This is a genomic window from Enterobacter sichuanensis (genome assembly GCF_002939185.1).
Taxonomy (GTDB): Bacteria; Pseudomonadota; Gammaproteobacteria; order Enterobacterales; family Enterobacteriaceae; genus Enterobacter; species Enterobacter sichuanensis.
Genome location: NZ_POVL01000049.1, coordinates 1 through 17,390 on the forward strand (window position 1 = coordinate 1; position 17,390 = coordinate 17,390).

General features: G+C 53.2%; 16 protein-coding genes. 8 read left to right on the forward strand and 8 right to left on the reverse strand.

The genetic code is table 11. The features are described 5' to 3' along the window. Positions 1–1,440: EAL domain-containing protein (locus tag C5687_RS18930; protein ID WP_146086294.1), on the forward strand; the 1,440-nt coding region annotated here is incomplete at its 5' end. A 44-nt stretch (positions 1,441–1,484) separates the two neighbouring features. Here the strand turns inward: C5687_RS18930 and C5687_RS18935 are convergent. Continuing rightward, entirely contained in the window at positions 1,485–2,672 is a 1,188-nt protein-coding gene (locus C5687_RS18935; RefSeq protein ID WP_008501591.1) for a NupC/NupG family nucleoside CNT transporter, read from the reverse strand. A 349-nt stretch (positions 2,673–3,021) separates the two neighbouring features. On the opposite strand from C5687_RS18935, the gene C5687_RS18940 reads away from it, so the two are divergent. Beyond that, complete coding sequence (locus C5687_RS18940) at positions 3,022–4,260, forward strand: Nramp family divalent metal transporter (protein WP_025758760.1); 1,239 nt, start codon at positions 3,022–3,024, stop codon at positions 4,258–4,260. A gap of 29 nt (positions 4,261–4,289) precedes the next feature. Here C5687_RS18940 and C5687_RS18945 read toward each other — a convergent pair whose 3' ends face one another. Together C5687_RS18945 and mgrA are read right to left on the reverse strand one after the other, a co-directional pair. Next, the gene (locus tag C5687_RS18945; protein ID WP_045285811.1) at positions 4,290–4,643 is read right to left on the reverse strand and encodes a DUF2502 domain-containing protein; all 354 of its coding nucleotides are present in this window, start codon (positions 4,641–4,643) and stop codon (positions 4,290–4,292) included. A gap of 126 nt (positions 4,644–4,769) precedes the next feature. Next, complete coding sequence (gene mgrA / locus C5687_RS18950) at positions 4,770–5,768, reverse strand: L-glyceraldehyde 3-phosphate reductase (RefSeq protein ID WP_104557558.1); 999 nt, start codon at positions 5,766–5,768, stop codon at positions 4,770–4,772. Positions 5,769–5,953: 185 nt separating this feature from the next. On the opposite strand from mgrA, the gene ipdC reads away from it, so the two are divergent. Continuing rightward, on the forward strand, positions 5,954–7,612 hold the full coding sequence (gene ipdC / locus C5687_RS18955) for an indolepyruvate decarboxylase (RefSeq protein ID WP_104557559.1): 1,659 nt from the start codon (positions 5,954–5,956) through the stop codon (positions 7,610–7,612). Here the strand turns inward: ipdC and C5687_RS18960 are convergent, their stop codons facing one another. Then, positions 7,613–8,848: an ion channel protein gene (locus tag C5687_RS18960; protein WP_047959168.1), complete on the reverse strand. Its 1,236-nt coding sequence runs from the start codon at positions 8,846–8,848 to the stop codon at positions 7,613–7,615. Positions 8,849–9,054: 206 nt separating this feature from the next. On the opposite strand from C5687_RS18960, the gene glk reads away from it, so the two are divergent. Continuing rightward, positions 9,055–10,020 carry a glucokinase gene (gene glk / locus C5687_RS18965; RefSeq protein WP_104557560.1) on the forward strand — a complete coding sequence of 322 codons (966 nt, stop codon included), beginning with the start codon at positions 9,055–9,057 and terminating at the stop codon, positions 10,018–10,020. A 32-nt stretch (positions 10,021–10,052) separates the two neighbouring features. Here glk and C5687_RS18970 read toward each other — a convergent pair whose 3' ends face one another. Continuing rightward, positions 10,053–10,784, reverse strand: a complete 732-nt coding sequence (locus C5687_RS18970) for a LytR/AlgR family response regulator transcription factor (RefSeq protein ID WP_045285806.1) — start codon at positions 10,782–10,784, stop codon at positions 10,053–10,055. A 1-nt stretch (position 10,785) separates the two neighbouring features. Continuing rightward, positions 10,786–12,492 (reverse strand): sensor histidine kinase, encoded by a 1,707-nt coding sequence (locus tag C5687_RS18975; RefSeq protein ID WP_104557561.1) that lies wholly within the window; start codon positions 12,490–12,492, stop codon positions 10,786–10,788. Positions 12,493–12,878: 386 nt separating this feature from the next. Here C5687_RS18975 and alaC point away from each other — a divergent pair, with 386 nt between their 5' ends. Then, positions 12,879–14,117: an alanine transaminase gene (gene alaC, locus C5687_RS18985; RefSeq protein ID WP_025757135.1), complete on the forward strand. Its 1,239-nt coding sequence runs from the start codon at positions 12,879–12,881 to the stop codon at positions 14,115–14,117. 52 nt (positions 14,118–14,169) lie between these two features. On the opposite strand, the gene ypdK is transcribed toward alaC, so the two are convergent. Next, positions 14,170–14,241 (reverse strand): membrane protein YpdK, encoded by a 72-nt coding sequence (gene ypdK, locus C5687_RS18990; protein WP_099458937.1) that lies wholly within the window; start codon positions 14,239–14,241, stop codon positions 14,170–14,172. Between the two features lie 358 nt (positions 14,242–14,599). Continuing rightward, the gene (gene lpxP, locus C5687_RS19000) at positions 14,600–15,520 is read right to left on the reverse strand and encodes a kdo(2)-lipid IV(A) palmitoleoyltransferase (RefSeq protein ID WP_025757136.1); all 921 of its coding nucleotides are present in this window, start codon (positions 15,518–15,520) and stop codon (positions 14,600–14,602) included. A 12-nt stretch (positions 15,521–15,532) separates the two neighbouring features. Between lpxP and C5687_RS24750 the strand changes: the two genes are divergently transcribed. The 3 genes from C5687_RS24750 (at position 15,533) to C5687_RS19010 (ending at position 16,890) form a co-directional block, all read left to right on the forward strand. After that, a complete protein-coding gene (locus C5687_RS24750) occupies positions 15,533–15,670 on the forward strand; it encodes a hypothetical protein (protein WP_154219997.1) in 138 nt (45 codons plus the stop codon). Positions 15,671–15,848: 178 nt separating this feature from the next. Next, positions 15,849–16,499, forward strand: a complete 651-nt coding sequence (locus C5687_RS19005) for an ECs1377 family protein (RefSeq protein WP_104557564.1) — start codon at positions 15,849–15,851, stop codon at positions 16,497–16,499. Positions 16,500–16,650: 151 nt separating this feature from the next. Further along, on the forward strand, positions 16,651–16,890 hold the full coding sequence (locus C5687_RS19010) for an Ogr/Delta-like zinc finger protein (RefSeq protein WP_104557565.1): 240 nt from the start codon (positions 16,651–16,653) through the stop codon (positions 16,888–16,890). Positions 16,891–17,390: the final 500 nt, after the last annotated feature.

The window sequence follows — 17,390 nt, forward strand, 5'->3', positions numbered from 1 at the left end:
CTAGCGATAAGTCGCCTGACCTACGCGCTTATCTCTCTGCTTTGGGCCACATCAGCGCTCCTGCTGTTGAACTACAACTACAACTTCCTTAACGGGGTGGAATCGGGCCATTCGCTCTCCTTCATCCTCTCCGTGTTGATCTCTTTCGCCATCTGTCTGCTGTATATGTCGCGCATTTACCAGCGCAGCGAGTGGCTGAAGCGGGGCTGGCAGGGAAGGGCGCTCACCGACCCGTTAACCGGTTTGCCCAATATTCGTGCGCTGGAGGATTATCTTGAGATCCACCCGGCTGCCAAAGTGTGCATTCTGCGCATGGACAACCTGGAGTTTTTGAGCCGCCACTACGGGATCCTCATGCGGGTGCATTGCAAACGAACGATTGCCACGTCGCTTCAGCCGCTTTTGCAGAAGGATGAGATGATCTTCCAGTTGCCCGGAAGCGAGCTGGTGCTGGTATTGCTCGGGTCAGACATTGCTGAACGCCTTCAGACTATGGTCGACCGGCTCAACAGCAGTAAGATTTTCTGGAACAACACCGGGCTGGATATTGAATTTGGCGCATCCTGGGGAATGGTCGAAAACGGCGAAAAGCTGCATCACACGCTGGGCCAGCTGAGCTGGCTGGCAGAGCAGGCCTGCGGGGCGCACAACGTGCTTGCGCTCACTAACAGCCTGGAAGCGGCATCAGGGCAAACGACCGAACGCGTACTCATGCTCGCGCGGATTAAGCATGCGCTGGATGCAGGGCAGTTCCATTTATACGCGCAGCCCATCCAGAAGGCGGACGGGAGTGGGTACAACGAGATCCTGGCGCGCATGGAAAGTGAAGGGGAGATCATTACCCCCGATCGCTTTATTCCATTGATTGCCCAGTTTAACCTGAGCCATCGGTTCGATATGTGCATTATGGAAAAGCTACTGATGTGGCTGCGCGCCAATCCTGAAACGCAGGCCGGTGCCCGCTTCTCGGTCAATCTGATGCCGCTGACGCTGATGCAAAAAGAGGTCGCTGGCGAGATTTGTGCGCTCTTTGAACGGTATGGCGTCGCGCCGCAGGCTGTCGTGATTGAAATTACGGAGGAACAGGCTTTCTCAAATTCAGGCAGCAGCATCAACAATATTCAGCAACTGCGGGATTACGGTTTCAGGATTGCGATTGATGATTTTGGTACCGGCTACGCTAACTATGAGCGTTTGCGACGTCTGCAGGCGGACATCATTAAAATTGACGGCTGTTTTGTGAAAGATATTTGTACAGATGACATGGATGCGATGATCGTGCAGTCAATGTGTAATCTGGCGAAGACCAAATCACTGTGCGTCGTTGCGGAATACGTCGAAACACCGGCGCAGCGGGAGATGCTGCTTCGCTGCGGTGTGGATTATCTGCAGGGCTATCTGATCGGCAAACCCAGACCATTGGAAGAGTTACAGGCATAAAAAAACCGGGAGCAGGCTCCCGGTTTTTTGTTTAACAGTAAAGGTTACAGTACCAGTGCTGCGATAGACGCAGACAGAACGCTCACCAGGGTAGAGCCGTAAACCAGTTTCAGGCCGAAGCGAGAAACCACGTTACCCTGTTCTTCGTTCAGACCTTTAATCGCACCGGCGATGATACCGATAGACGAGAAGTTCGCGAAGGAGACCAGGAACACGGACAGGATGCCTTCCGCGCGTGGAGAAAGCGTGCTGGCAATTTTCTGCAGATCCATCATCGCAACGAATTCGTTAGAAACCAGTTTGGTCGCCATGATACTGCCCACCTGCAGCGCTTCGTGAGCAGGAACACCCATCACCCATGCAACCGGGTAGAAGATGTAGCCCAGAATGCCCTGGAAGGAGATACCCAGCACCGCGGCGAACAGGGCGTTCAGTGCAGAAATCAGCGCAATAAAACCGATCAGCATGGCGGCAACGATAATCGCCACTTTGAAACCAGCCAGAATATATTCACCCAGCATTTCGAAGAAGCTCTGACCTTCGTGCAGGTTTGACATCTGGATGTTCTCTTCGCTGGCGTCAACGCGGTACGGGTTGATCAGCGACAGCACAATAAAGGTGCTGAACATGTTAAGAACCAGCGCAGCAACCACGTATTTTGGCTCCAGCATGGTCATATACGCGCCCACGATAGACATGGATACGGTAGACATTGCGGTGGCCGCCATGGTGTACATGCGGTTGCGGGACATCTTGCCGAGAATATCTTTATACGCGATGAAGTTTTCAGACTGACCGAGGATCAGGGAGCTCACGGCGTTGAATGATTCCAGCTTACCCATGCCGTTGACTTTGGATAACAGGAAGCCAATGCCACGAATCACAAACGGCAGAACGCGGATGTGCTGCAGAATACCGATCAGCGCAGAGATGAAGACGATAGGGCACAGCACCTTCAGGAAGAAGAATGCCAGACCTTCATCGTTCATCTTACCGAAGACAAAGTTCGTTCCTTCATTGGCGAATCCGAGCAGTTTTTCGAACATTTCGGAGAAGCCTTTCACGAAGCCAAGGCCTACGTTGGAGTTCAGGAAGAACCACGCAAGTAAAACTTCAATGACCAGCAGTTGGACAACATAACGAATACGAATTTTTTTGCGGTCTGTGCTGACCAGCAATGCGAGTGCAGTAACGACAACAAGTGCCAGGACAAAATGAAGGACGCGGTCCATATTTGCTCCAAATATGAGGCAGGTTTAATTTTCGTGCACATTCTATGTAACAAGGGAAAAGAAAACGAGATCAAGGGCACACTATAGTTACATCCTGTGACGAGTCTCAAAAATAGTGATCCACAATACATTTTCGTTATGTTAGGTAAATGAGTGAAAAGTTAAGTTTGTGTGCTAGTCTTCACAAAAGAGCGCGCGATTTCAGTTTCTGTTAGATCGCCCCCGATTACCCGCCCGTCTATCGTTCAAAGCTATCAGAGAAATCACTGTAAACGTCATAAATGATCTTGATAATCATTCTCATTTTGGTAGCATTAAACATAGCAAAGGCTATATTTCAGAGGCAGACATGACAAACAGTCGCGTAGAGGGTAGCAGTGGCAGAGCAGCGCGCAAGTTGCGGTTCGCATTAATGGGACCTGCGTTCATTGCTGCCATTGGCTATATCGATCCAGGTAACTTTGCGACCAATATTCAGGCCGGGGCCAGCTTCGGCTATAAGCTGCTGTGGGTGGTCGTCTGGGCGAACCTGATGGCGATGCTGATTCAGATGCTCTCCGCAAAACTGGGCATTGCCACCGGTAAAAACCTGGCGGAACAAATTCGCGACCACTACCCGCGTCCGGCCGTCTGGCTTTACTGGGTGCAGGCAGAAATCATCGCCATGGCAACGGACCTCGCTGAATTTATCGGCGCGGCGATCGGGTTCAAACTGATTCTGGGCGTGTCGCTGCTACAGGGGGCGGTGCTGACCGGGATCGCCACGTTCCTGATCCTGATGCTGCAGCGTCGTGGTCAAAAACCGCTGGAGAAGGTCATCGGCGGTCTGCTGTTGTTTGTCGCGGCGGCGTATATTGTCGAGCTGATTTTCTCCCAGCCAAATCTGGCGCAGCTCGGTAAAGGGATGTTGATCCCAGATTTGCCAACCTCGGAAGCGGTGTTCCTCGCCGCCGGGGTGCTGGGTGCGACCATTATGCCGCATGTGATTTACCTTCACTCCTCATTAACGCAGCATCTGCACGGCGGGACGCGGAAAGAGCGTTACTCCGCGACAAAATGGGATGTGGCCATCGCCATGACCATCGCCGGGTTTGTGAATCTGGCGATGATGGCGACCGCCGCTGCCGCTTTCCACTTTAACGGCCATACCGGCATTGCCGATCTCGACCAGGCTTATCTCACCCTGGAGCCGTTACTGAGCCATGCTGCCGCGACGATATTTGGACTGAGCCTGGTGGCTGCCGGTCTCTCTTCCACCGTTGTGGGCACCCTGGCAGGCCAGGTGGTCATGCAGGGGTTTGTCCGGTTCCATATTCCGTTGTGGGTGCGTCGTACCGTCACCATGCTGCCGTCATTTATCGTAATTCTGATGGGGCTCGATCCCACGCGAATTCTGGTGATGAGCCAGGTGCTGTTGAGTTTTGGGATTGCGCTGGCGCTGGTGCCGCTGCTGATCTTTACCAGCAACAAAACCCTGATGGGTGAGCTGGTTAACTCAACGCTGGTGAAAAGGACCGGGTGGGCCATTGTGGTTGTGGTCGTTGCGCTGAACCTGTGGTTGTTGATAGGGACGGCACTAGGGTTATAAAAAAAGGAGCCGGGAGGCTCCTTTTTAGATTAGTGACGGCCATGACCGTGGCCATGACCGTGACCTTTACCGCCGCGATCCCAGCCGCCACGGCGGTCATCACGGTCGTTCCAGCCTTCGCGATAACCGCGCTCATAGGCGTTGTTTTTATACCAGCCGCGATGCAAACCATTATCATGTTTCCACCAGCGATCGCCGCGCCACTCATAGTGACGATGCCAGTAATCACGGTCGCGCCAGTAGCCACCGTCCCAGTATCTGCCGTAGTCGTCACGATCGCCAATTTGTAATTTTACTGATGGCAACAGGGTGATTTCGCCAGCAGTGGCGACCAGCGGGGCCGAAGCCAGTAATACCGCTGCAAGAATCAGTGACCTGAACATACTCTTTCTCCTTCACGATCGGGGCCTTGTGGGGCCTGTTAACGCAATTTTACGAGTTGGTAAAGTCTCGTTTCATCGCCTCAACTCCGAATTCAAAAGGGATAGCACTTTTTGCTAAAAGTGTATCTATTTTGAGCCGTTCAGGATCCCGTCAATGGTGGCCAGCTCTTCTGCGCTGAAATGGCGATTCACGAGCATGCCCACCGCATCCTCTATCTGTGTGGTTTTACTGGCACCAATCAGAACAGACGTGACCGCGTCGTGGCGTAATATCCAGGCCAGCGCCATCTGCGAGAGCTTCTGACCACGGCCTTCCGCCATGGCATTGAGCTTTCTTACCGTTTCCAGTTTCTCTTCGGTGATCTGCTCAGGGTTAAGGAACTTACTGTCGCTTGCCGCGCGTGAATCTGCGGGAATACCGTTCAGATAACGGTTGGTCAGTTGCCCGCCGGCGAGCGGCGAGAAGGGAATGCAGCCGACCCCTTTTTCCTGCAGCACCTCCAGCAGCCCCGCTTCCGGCGCACGTTCAAACATGGAGTATTTTGGCTGGTGGATAAGACAGGGCGTACCGAGATCGTTGAGGATATCAATCGCCTTGCGAGCCAGAACAGCCGGATAGTTGGATAACCCGACATACAGGGCTTTTCCCTGACGCACCACATGGTCAAGCGCTTTCATGGTTTCCTGCAGCGGCGTTTGTGGGTCTGGACGGTGGTGATAGAAGATATCCACATACTCCAGCCCCATGCGCTTCAGACTTTGATCGAGGCTTGCCAGCAGATATTTACGTGACCCCCAGTCGCCGTAAGGGCCTTCCCACATCGTATAACCTGCTTTGGTTGAGATAATGAGCTCATCGCGCCAGGGCAGGAAATCTTCCTGCAAAATACGGCCGAAATTACGTTCGGCGGATCCGGGTGGCGGACCATAGTTGTTGGCAAGGTCGAAATGCGTAATGCCCAGATCGAACGCACGCTGTAAAAGTTGACGGCTGTTTTCCAACAGCGTGGCGTCGCCAAAATTATGCCACAGCCCAAGCGAGATGGCGGGCAACGAAAGCCCGCTTCGTCCGCAGCAGCGATATTCCATTGTCTGATAACGATTTTGGTCCGGCTGATAACCCATTCTGGTGACCTCTGGCGCTGGAGAGAAGGATCAGTGTATGCGTTTACATTTACCTGAAAAAAAACAGCATAGCGCAGCCTTTTTTGTAAAGCATTCTTTCCATGCTCTTCTTACTGCCGATTCTGGACAGTCATCACGCTTCTTTAATACTCAAAGTGAGGTCAACATTAGAAGGATACCTGTTCATGCGTACCCCATACTGCGTCGCCGATTACCTGCTGGACCGTCTTACAGAGTGTGGAGCCGATCATCTGTTTGGCGTGCCAGGCGACTACAACCTGCAGTTTCTCGACCACGTTATAGACAGCCCGGATATCTGTTGGGTGGGCTGTGCCAATGAATTAAACGCCTCTTATGCCGCTGACGGCTATGCCCGATGTAAGGGCTTCGCCGCGCTGCTGACGACGTTCGGCGTCGGAGAGTTAAGCGCCATGAACGGCATCGCTGGCAGCTATGCTGAGCACGTTCCGGTATTACATATTGTGGGCGCGCCGGGGACGGCGTCGCAGCAACGAGGGGAACTGCTGCACCATACGCTGGGTGATGGCGAGTTCCGTCACTTTTACCATATGAGCGAGCCGATCACTGCCGCCCAGGCGATCCTGACCGAACAAAACGCCTGTTATGAGATAGACCGGGTACTGACCACCATGCTCCGGGAGCGCCGCCCAGGCTACCTGATGCTGCCTGCTGATGTGGCTAAAAAGGCTGCCACCCCGCCTGTAAACGCTCTCACTCTCAGACATGCGCATGCCGATAGTGCCTGCCTGAAGGCGTTCCGCGATGCCGCCGAGAACAAGCTGGCCATGAGCAAGCGTACCGCGCTGCTGGCTGATTTCCTTGTCCTGCGCCATGGCCTGAAACATGCCCTGCAGAAGTGGGTCAAAGACGTGCCGATGGCGCACGCCACCATGCTGATGGGTAAGGGCATTTTTGACGAACGTCACGCGGGTTTTTACGGTACGTACAGCGGTTCGGCGAGCGCCGGCGCGGTGAAAGAGGCCATTGAAGGGGCGGACACGGTGCTGTGCATCGGGACGCGATTTACCGATACCCTGACCGCTGGCTTCACCCACCAGTTAACCCCGGCGCAAACCATTGAAGTCCAGCCTCATGCCGCCCGCGTCGGTGATATCTGGTTTACCGGCATTTCAATGCATCAGGCGATTGAGACGCTGATGGACCTGTGCAAGCAGCACGTACACGGCACGCCTGCACCGTCGTCTCAAAGCGCGATGGCCTACCCGCAGCCGGACGGCTCGCTGACGCAGGAGAATTTCTGGAGAACGCTACAGACGTTTATTCGCCCGGGGGACATCATTCTTGCCGATCAGGGGACATCGGCCTTCGGCGCGATCGATCTTCGCCTTCCGGCAGACGTGAATTTTATCGTTCAGCCGCTGTGGGGGTCGATTGGCTACACGCTGGCGGCGGCATTTGGTGCGCAAACGGCCTGCCCGAACCGGCGCGTAATCGTGCTGACCGGAGATGGCGCGGCGCAGCTCACCATTCAGGAGCTCGGCTCGATGCTGCGGGATAAACAGCACCCCATCATTCTGGTGCTTAACAACGAAGGGTACACGGTGGAAAGGGCGATCCACGGGCCTGAGCAGCGGTATAACGACATTGCGCTCTGGAACTGGACGCAAATTCCGCAGGCACTGAGCCTTGATCCTCAGGCCCAGTGCTGGCGGGTCAGTGAAGCGGAGGAACTGGCGGACGTCCTCGAAAAAGTGGCGCACCACGAGCGGCTCTCGCTGGTTGAAGTGATGCTGCCGAAAGCGGACATCCCGCCGCTGCTGGGGGCGATTACCAGGGCGCTGGAGGCGCGCAATAGCGCCTGATTACCTGTCGTTTCGCCAGGCCATCATCATCGGTTTGCCCGCCAGCAGGAGCCAGGCGGGCAACATCACGATGCACAGTAACGGGATAAGGGTGGTATCCGGCACCACCACGGCGGCCATAAACAGACTCAGCCAGGCATCGCGCGTCACCACCAGCACCAGCCCCAGAATCGAACAGGAGACGGTAATCGCCGCCGGTACGGCATCGACATGTTCATGCAGCATCAGCCCCAGCGCAACGCCGATAAACACCGCCGGGAAGATGCGTCCACCGCGGAAACCACAGGCAGCAGCCACCACCAGCGCGGCGAGTTTTATCAGCGCAAACAGCAGATAATCGGACACGCTAAACACCTGGCTGAAAGCCAGCTGCTGCATTTCATCCAGACCTTTAAACAGCGTTACCGTCCCGCCGATGGCACCTAAAATACCGAGAATCAAACCGCCGGTTCCCAGAATCAACACCGGGTGTTTGAGCTTATGCACCAGACGGTGCAGGCGTGGAAGGCACCATACCGCCACCATTCCCAGTGCGATGGCAATGGCGACCACGATGGCGCCGCTGAAAATATCGGCGATCTGCATCTGGCCATAGTGGGGCAGGGAGAGTGAAAAATGGGGATGGAAAAACAGGCTGGTCGTCAACGCCCCGGCGGCGGCGGCCATCAGCGGGGCGAAGAGTTTATCCCAGAGCGGAACATCATTATTGCTGCTGAGCGTCTGAGAAAAGATCAGCGCGGCGGCAACAGGCGTGCCGAAAAGCGCCCCGATGGTGCCTGCGGAGGCGAGAATGGTCCAGTCCAGCGCGCTTACGCGGGGCAAAATGCGTGAGCCGAGGAACACCGCCATCCCAATATTCACCGCCATGATGGGGTGCTCAGGGCCCAGGCTGACGCCGCCTGCCAGGCCCATAATCAAGGCAATAATAAGCCCTGGCAGCGCTGAAGGGGGCACCGGGGCACCAATCAGAGGCTCCTGCGCCGGGTCAGGCCCGGCATGCCCGGGGCTGAAACGGATCACCAAGCCTACCGCAACACCGGTCAGCGTTAGCATGATGACGATCCACGCAGGCGAATCAGCGGCGACCCCCAGTTTTACTGGAAGCGCCGTCCATAACATGGTTTGCAGCACCGACGCGACTTTCATCACGACAATGAGCACCAGACTTGAGACCACACCAATGATTAACGCCGGAATGGCCAGCAACAGCATGGTTCTGGCTCGCGGGTGGAGCATGATGATTTCCTTGTACAAAACGCAATGACGTTACTTTGCACATTAAGCCTTATGGCAATAGTGCAAAAGGTGCTGAAACGGTAAAGTTATTCTGTGACGAAGATCGATAATCCACGGGCATTCACCTTCCGGTCGTTGTTGTTATCACGCCTTGAATTTACAGTGTCCCAAAAGATTTATTCTGACTTTAGCGGAGCAGTAGAAGAATGACAAAGTATGCTTTGGTAGGTGATGTGGGCGGCACGAACGCACGCCTCGCATTGTGCGATGTAAGTAGCGGTGAAATTTCCCGGGCGAAAACCTACTCGGGGCTGGATTATCCCTCCCTTGAGGCCGTTGTCCGCGTCTATCTGGAAGAGCATCAGGTCAGCGTCGAAGATGGCTGCATCGCGATTGCCTGCCCGATAACCGGTGACTGGGTCGCCATGACCAACCATACCTGGGCATTCTCCATCGCTGAGATGAAAAAAAACCTCGGTTTTGCGCATCTTGAAATCATCAACGACTTTACCGCGGTCTCCATGGCGATCCCGATGCTGAAGCCTGAGCATCTGATCCAGTTTGGCGGCTCCGAACCGGTCGAAGGCAAGCCGATTGCGGTTTACGGGGCTGGTACGGGCCTGGGCGTTTCGCATCTGGTGCATGTTGCCCAGCGCTGGGTGAGCCTGCCGGGTGAAGGCGGTCACGTGGACTTTGCGCCAAACAGTGAAGAAGAGGGGATTATCCTCGAAGAGTTACGCGCTGAGATCGGCCACGTTTCTGCCGAGCGCGTCCTCTCCGGTCCGGGGCTGGTGAACCTGTACCGGGCGATCGTGAAATCGGACGGTCGTCTGCCGGAAAATCTGCAGCCGAAAGACGTCACCGAACGCGCGCTGGCTGATAGCTGCATTGACTGCCGTCGCGCGCTGTCGCTGTTCTGTGTAATCATGGGACGTTTTGGCGGCAACCTGGCGCTGACGCTGGGTACCTTTGGTGGCGTCTACATTGCCGGCGGCATCGTGCCGCGCTTCCTGGAGTTCTTCAAAGCATCCGGCTTCCGCGGCGGGTTTGAAGATAAAGGGCGTTTCAGAAGCTACGTACAGGACATTCCTGTTTATCTTATTGTGCATGACAACCCTGGCCTGCTTGGCTCGGGTGCCCACCTGCGTCAGGTTCTCGGTCAAATCCTCTGACGACACAGCCCTCTCCCCCGGGAGAGGGGCTTTTACAGATGCATCAGCTGACGGAACTCTTTCACCTTGCTGCGGCTCACCGGCACCTGAAAATCCAGATCCTTTAAGCGCAAAATATAGGTGTTGTTAAACCACGGTTCGATCTCGCGGATCTTGTTTAAATTCACACAGAACGACCGATGACAGCGGAAAAAGTGTGCCGCGGGCAGCTTGCTGCAAAACTCGGTGATGTTCATCGCCATCACGTACGATTCCCGCCGCGTATAGACAAACGTCATTTTTTCATGGGCTTCAGCGTAATAGATATCGTTGACCGGCGTCACGATGATGCGCTCGTCTTTCACCAGGTTGATGGTGTCGTTTTCCCGCACCGTTGGGCTGGCGGTGGCGGGGGCGCTCTGCTGCTGCCATGCGGCTTCCAGTTTTTGCAGCATGCTGACTATTCGCGACTCCTGGTAAGGCTTGAGGATATAGTCAAACGCCTCCAGCTCGAAGGCCTCCACGGCGTGCTCTTTCCAGGCGGTGACGAAAACAATAAACGGCTTATGAGCAAACTGATTGATGTTCTGCGCCAGCAATACGCCGTCCAGCGACGGGATATTGATATCCAGGAAAATGGCGTCGACCCGGTTATGCTGCAGAAATTTCAGTACGTCCAGACCATCATCAAAGGTCCCCACAATCTCCATCCGGCTGTGGGTTTTGATAAGCCAGCTTAGCTCCTGTTGAGCCAGAATTTCATCTTCTACGATGATGACTTTCATATTACTCACCCAGCGGTAACAGTGATGTTGATGTATGAACGGGAGTGCGTTCATTCGGGACGTAAAAGGCAATTTCGGTGCCCGGTTCAAGACGGTGAATATGCAGTCCATCGCCATAAAGCAGTTTCACCCGGTGGTGCACATTCAGCAGGCCGATTTTATTTCCGGGCATCTCGTTAGACTCCACGCGCTCAATGACCTTTGGATCAATCCCGTGGCCGGTATCGCGCACGGCAATGCGCACGCGGTTACCGCTTTCGGTGACGCTGATGGTCACAACGCCTTTGCCTTTACAGGGCTGAATACCGTGGACAATCGCGTTCTCGACCAGCGGCTGAATAAGCAGGCTTGGGATCACGCAGTTGACCTCTTCATCAATATCGTAAATAACCGTGAGTTTGTCGCCAAAGCGTGCCTGCTCAATCGCGATGTAGTCTTTGATCTGATACAGCTCTTTTTTGATGTCGATCTGCTCGTCATCTTTCAACTCGATGTTGTAGCGCAGGTAGCGCGACAGGTTGAAAATCAGCTGGCGGGCGGTGTCCGGATTAAGACGTATGGATGAGGAGATGGCATTCAGGGCGTTAAACAGGAAATGAGGATTGATTTTGCTCTGCAACGCGCGCAGCTCTGCCTTATTTGCCATTTCACGCAGTTGTTCTGCCCGCGAGACCTCAAGTTGGGTGGAGATAATCTGCGACAGGCCAATGGCCATCTCCTGCAGAGAGGAGGTGATCTGATGCGCGTGACAGTAATAAATTTTCAGCGTGCCCGTTACGACACCTTTCTCCCACAGCGGGATCACCAGCATGGAGTGTATTTCCGGCGTTCGGTGGGCTTCATCATTGTTTTTAATGATGATTTTACCGTAGTTGATCGCCTGCCTGGTGGTGGGGCTGATGGTGTCATCATTGTCGCGATAGTTGTGCTCCCCCACGCCGACGTAGGCCAGCACATGGTCGGTATTGGTGATGGCGACGGCATCGGCATGAATGTCGTGGCGGATAATCTCACAGACCTGACGCAGCGATTGGGCATTCACGTGGCGGAAAAGCGGCAGCGTTTTGTTGGCAATATCCAGCGCCAGCTTGGCCTGACGCGCGGCACTGGCCTCTTTTTCCCCTTCAACGCTCTGCACCAGCAGCACGATAAAACCGATGCAGACGCTTCCGAGGATCATAGGAATACCGATTTTCGAGACGATATCCAGCCCCAGCGCGGTGGTGGGGGCCCAGATGACCACCAGGATCATGGTCAGCGTTTCACATACCATGCCCGCGACAATCCCGGCGCGCCAGCGCTGTTTTTTCGGGATTTTGCGGCTGATCCAGCCGGACAGTATTCCGGCGATAATGCTGGTGATAAAGCACGGCACCGCCGTTACGCCGCCGATATCAATCAGGTAGCGATGGGTCCCGGCAATCAGACCGGTGATAACGCCCACCCACGGGCCAAACAAAATTCCGCCTGACATCACGGCGATAATGCGCACGTTAACCAGCGAACCCTCTACCGGCACGCCGGACCAGGTGCTGAACAGGGCGAAAAGCGAAAAGATGGCGGTAACGGCCAGCAGCTCCTTAGGCGAGTGTGCAGACTTGTGCAACAGCTCGCGGAACAGGCGAATGCGAATAAGGAAGAACAGGCAAATCAGCATTAATGCCGCACGGTCAAATACCGCCAGCAGCATAGTGAATATTTCGTGCACGAGCAGACCTGGGAAAACGGGAAAGAACCATGATAAAAAACCTGGCGCGTATTGACCAGCTATCCGTCAGGTTTATCAAATGAGGAAAAACCATAATTTGCAAAGGGGATTATCGGATGAGGATTGATGCGTCCTGACTTGCGATTGTTGGACCGGCGTCAGGTAACTTTTTTGATATCATCGTGTTAAATAACAGCTATCAGAAAGACAGTCCTGAAACAAAGGCTTCCGCTTTTAGCCACAGCAATGTTCCGGTTTTTGTGCGAACGCTTTTTTTTCATTTCCCTCTCGACAGCATGAATTTTTTCAGGTTATTTTCTAAACATGCCACATCAGTGGCAGCGTCGCTCGGACGGTCCGGGCGCTAACGTTAATCTGAGGAATCTATGGCTGAATTCAGTCCTGAACGCCGTTTTACGCGTATCGATCGTCTCCCCCCTTATGTTTTCAATATCACCGCTGAACTGAAGATGGCTGCACGTCGGCGCGGCGAAGATATTATCGATTTTAGTATGGGTAACCCTGATGGCCCAACGCCAGCGCACATTGTAGAGAAACTCTGCACGGTAGCGCAGCGTCCGGATACACATGGGTACTCCACGTCTCGCGGTATTCCTCGGTTACGTCGCGCGATCTCGCGCTGGTATCAGGATCGCTATCAGGTTGATATCGATCCTGAAAGTGAAGCCATTGTGACCATCGGCTCGAAAGAGGGGCTGGCACACCTGATGCTGGCTACCCTGGATCATGGCGATACGGTGCTGGTACCGAATCCCAGCTACCCAATCCACATCTACGGCGCGGTGATTGCCGGGGCGCAGGTCCGTTCGGTGCCGCTGGTGGAAGGTGTCGATTTCTTTAACGAACTGGAACGTGCGATTCGCGAAAGCTATCCGAAACCCAAGATGATGATCCTTGGTTTCCCGTCGAACCCAACGGCTCAGTGCGTGGAGCTCGATTTCTTCGAGAAAGTGGTTGCGCTGGCGAAGCGTTATGACGTGCTGGTTGTGCACGATTTAGCCTATGCTGACATCGTCTATGATGGCTGGAAAGCGCCATCCATTATGCAGGTCCCGGGCGCGCGTGACGTGGCGGTAGAGTTCTTCACCCTGTCGAAAAGCTACAACATGGCGGGCTGGCGTATTGGCTTTATGGTGGGTAACAAAACGCTGGTGAGTGCACTGGCGCGTATTAAGAGTTACCACGACTACGGCACCTTCACGCCGCTACAGGTTGCGGCTATCGCTGCCCTGGAAGGCGATCAGCAATGTGTTCATGATATTGCTGCCCAGTATAAGCGCCGTCGCGACGTGCTGGTCAAAGGGTTACATGAAGCGGGCTGGATGGTAGAAATGCCGAAAGCGTCCATGTACGTCTGGGCTAAAATTCCGGAGCCGTATGCGGCGATGGGGTCGCTGGAGTTTGCCAAAAAACTGCTCCAGGATGCAAAGGTCTGTGTGTCACCGGGCATTGGCTTTGGTGATTATGGCGATACCCATGTGCGATTTGCCCTGATTGAAAACAGCGACCGTATTCGTCAGGCGGTAAGAGGCATCAAGAGTATGTTCCGCGCCGACGGTCTACTCTCCTCAAAGAGCGTTGCTGAAACCCCCGCGTCGTCATGACATAAAAAAACAGGAGCCAATGGCTCCTGTTTTTTTGACAGCATGTTCTTCACTAGATCATCAGGGCGAAGGTTCCGGCCCAGACTAAAACAATCACCGAAATGCCCATAAAGAAATATTTCACGTTTCATCGCTCCGCGTATCTTGTGGTACGCATTTAAAAACAGAGTCCACCTGATTATAGAGAACTGAAATCCGGTCAAAACGGAAATGAGAATTTTCCCGTTACGCCGCCAACTCCAGTTCAGAATTCTGTGCTTTCCTGATGCCAGACGGCGCTAATGTACGCCTAAAAATGGGGGGTGGCAAGAGGGATTTTTTTAAATAAATTCCGATAGTTACGGGTGTCGTGGAACGGCGACAGTTTGATTTCGTCGCGCAATAAAATCACTTTGAGCGACGCAATGAACGCGGGGAGTGCGGTGTGATGACAGGTGTTTGAAAAGGTTAGTTTCTTAGCGAAACTAACCTTTATAAAGCGATCAAATATAGAGCGAGGCTTCGCCAAGAGGACGCGTTTTGAATCGACGATGCATCCAGAGATACTGCTCTGGCGCACGCATGATTTCAGTTTCAATGACTTTATTGATAAATGCCGCGGCTTCGCACTCGTTTTGTGGATAGTTAGCCATTTCAGGAGAGATGTGCAGACGGTAGCCTGAATTATCCGCTTTTCTCACCATGGTCACGGTCAGCATGGAGGCACCCGACAGACGCGAAATCACAAAGGTGCCGTTGGTCGTCGCAACGTCTTTAACCGCAAAGAACGGTGCGAAGCTGCTGCCCTTGCGCCCATAATCCTGATCGGGGGCGAACCAGACAGCCTCACCTTTCTTCAGCGCTCCGACCATACCGCGCAGGTTGTTACGGCTGATCATCGCCTTATTGGAACGCATGCGGCCACGCGTCTGTACCCACTCCATCAGCGGACTGTTGTGAGGACGATAAGTGGCCATCATGGGCTGACAAAGTCCCATCACGCGGCCACCCAGCTCCAGCGACATAAAATGAACGCCAACAACCATTACGCCGCGTTTTTGCATCTGCGCGTGTTTAAGGTTATCCAGCCCTTCCACGTCAAACCATTTACGGACACGTTCATCCGGCCAGAACCAGGCCATACCGGTTTCAAGCAGCGCCATGCCGATAGACTTGAAGTTTTCAGCGATGAGCTTCTCGCGTTCCTCGGCATTGTACTGTGGAAAGCAAAGCTCAATATTTTTACGCGCGATGGATTCGCGACGTTTCAGGAAATAGCGGGATGCGCTGCCCAGCTTCGACCCCAGCAAACGCAGAACGGGGTAGGGAAGCTGAACCAGCAGCCAGAGAACGCCAAGACCAAACCAGGTAAACCAGTAACGCGGGTGTAAGAACGCACGTTGAAATTTGGATTGAGACAAAATAGTGAAACCTATATGAAGCCTGTAAAGGTAGCGCAGAGTTTGCGATACGACGTGCCGATAAGACCGTTCTTCAAGGTGATGGTTGCAGGCTTTACCGAACTTTACGGCGTTACCTGGCCACTGCTGATTTGGGTGGGCGGCGTAATGTAGCACCGTTATACGATATGTGCTATTACTCGTTTTTGATTAAAAAAGCGGCAGAATGAAAGGTGCTTGATTTTGCAGTTTTTATCGTTCTCAACATTGTCTTGCGTCAGCTCTGGAGCGTAACAATAGAGGCTGGTAAAGTCTGTTTCAGGACGACAACGTAACTGACAGGAATAACCGGGTGACTGAGCGGATCGATTATCAGATTGAAAAGTACAGTTTTACGGAAGTAAATGAATCCCCTCGCCTTACAGAGCAGTGGAGTGATGTTTTGCGCGAGTGCAGGGAGAGTAAAGCCGGGGCAGAGGAGCGCTTGCGTATTGCTTTGCTCAATGTCGATTACGTGACCAGCTTTGAGCTGCCATTCCGCTTGCTGCTTGTTCGCACGCCCCAGTTAATTGCTGGACTGCGTCATGAGCTCCAGCTCAGCCAGAAAAATGTCCTGTTTAACGGGAAACGCTTCGGCTGTGTCTGGAGCGTGAAAACCGATCTGAGCGATGTTCCGGAAAGTTTTCAGTACCGTCTGTCTACCCGTATCCGGCGACTGGGGGCGGCCCGGCAGACCGCGGAACCTTTTTTACTTATTGCGAAAGAGATTAAGTCTCCCGTCGAACGTCTGAAGCGAGCGCTGTTGAGCGGGCTGGACGTGACCGCCCTGGATGCGCTTTTCTGGTTTGGCATCCAGCGGATTGCCGCCGAGGTGTCGCGTCTGAGAAAGTCGGGGATGAGGATTGCAACGGCTGAAACAGAGGTATTTGACAATCTGACCGGAACGACACGGCGCGTGCCGGTTTATCGTTGTGCGGAAAAGATGGTGTCCCTGCATGAATGAAACCTGCTGATTTCTTCTTTGAAAATAAGGATGCTTTTTTTGTTTGTATATTGAATTATACTTATATATACATATGTATTAAAGCTTGTGCTTTCATCAGATCTGAACTCATTCTATAACGCCTCCAGCCTCCATTTACTGTCCGGAGTGTATGTCTGCGGCAACAGTGAGGAAAACAAACCGAAAGCACCCCAAATTATCAGATGTCTACTGTTATTGCTCAAATGTGGAGTGTGGGCATACGTTTGTGATGAACGTTTCCTTCTCACACACGATTAGTCCCAGCGCTTTGAGCGGCCAGGGACGGATTAAAGAGCTAATGGATGCCCTGCCACCGGACGAGCGACAAAAAGCATTAGAACTCCTGTTGGTAGCCAAAGAGAACCAGTGAGCGGCTCGCCGGGAGTAACTAAAATTTTCCCGGCTTCGGTTCATTAAATTTCAGTTGCTTAAGCAAAAATGTTTATAAGAATCAGCTGATTAATTTTCAAGTGTGCCGTCAGTTATCATGAAAAATCTCACTTAAAATTTTATATCTCTTTACTATCAATAAGTTAATTCAAGTCATTACGATTTTGGAGTAAAGCTAGACTGAAAAAAGCTGAAATTCTTTTCACTCTTTTCAGTTCCATGCTCGCTGTAGATCCCCTGTTGTGGCGCGGTCTGGCGCTATCATTTGTAAAAATTCCAACTGAAAAATTTTGGCGATCTGAAAACCGCAGGCGGGGGCGGTGTAGTGCGATTTTGGTGAGGTAGAAACTTTCTTCTTGAACAAAAAATTGGTAATACAATACCATAGCATGGCAGTACTAGGCTTAATGTACATGATAGGATCTTTATATGTATTTATATAAATATAGGGAAATGAATGCACGGAACCTCTTATCGTTA

Excerpts from the sequence above, each read along its gene's own strand:
- alaC (WP_025757135.1), top strand. The coding sequence starts at position 12,879 with ATGGCTGAATTCAGTCCTGAACGCCGTTTTACGCGTATCGATCGTCTC.
- C5687_RS24750 (WP_154219997.1), top strand. The coding sequence starts at position 15,533 with ATGAAGCCTGTAAAGGTAGCGCAGAGTTTGCGATACGACGTGCCGATA.
- C5687_RS18940 (WP_025758760.1), top strand. The coding sequence starts at position 3,022 with ATGACAAACAGTCGCGTAGAGGGTAGCAGTGGCAGAGCAGCGCGCAAG.
- ipdC (WP_104557559.1), top strand. The coding sequence starts at position 5,954 with ATGCGTACCCCATACTGCGTCGCCGATTACCTGCTGGACCGTCTTACA.
- mgrA (WP_104557558.1), bottom strand. The coding sequence starts at position 5,768 with ATGGGTTATCAGCCGGACCAAAATCGTTATCAGACAATGGAATATCGC.
- C5687_RS18970 (WP_045285806.1), bottom strand. The coding sequence starts at position 10,784 with ATGAAAGTCATCATCGTAGAAGATGAAATTCTGGCTCAACAGGAGCTA.
- C5687_RS18935 (WP_008501591.1), bottom strand. The coding sequence starts at position 2,672 with ATGGACCGCGTCCTTCATTTTGTCCTGGCACTTGTTGTCGTTACTGCA.
- C5687_RS19010 (WP_104557565.1), top strand. The coding sequence starts at position 16,651 with ATGTCTGCGGCAACAGTGAGGAAAACAAACCGAAAGCACCCCAAATTA.
- C5687_RS18945 (WP_045285811.1), bottom strand. The coding sequence starts at position 4,643 with ATGTTCAGGTCACTGATTCTTGCAGCGGTATTACTGGCTTCGGCCCCG.
- C5687_RS18960 (WP_047959168.1), bottom strand. The coding sequence starts at position 8,848 with ATGCTCCACCCGCGAGCCAGAACCATGCTGTTGCTGGCCATTCCGGCG.
- glk (WP_104557560.1), top strand. The coding sequence starts at position 9,055 with ATGACAAAGTATGCTTTGGTAGGTGATGTGGGCGGCACGAACGCACGC.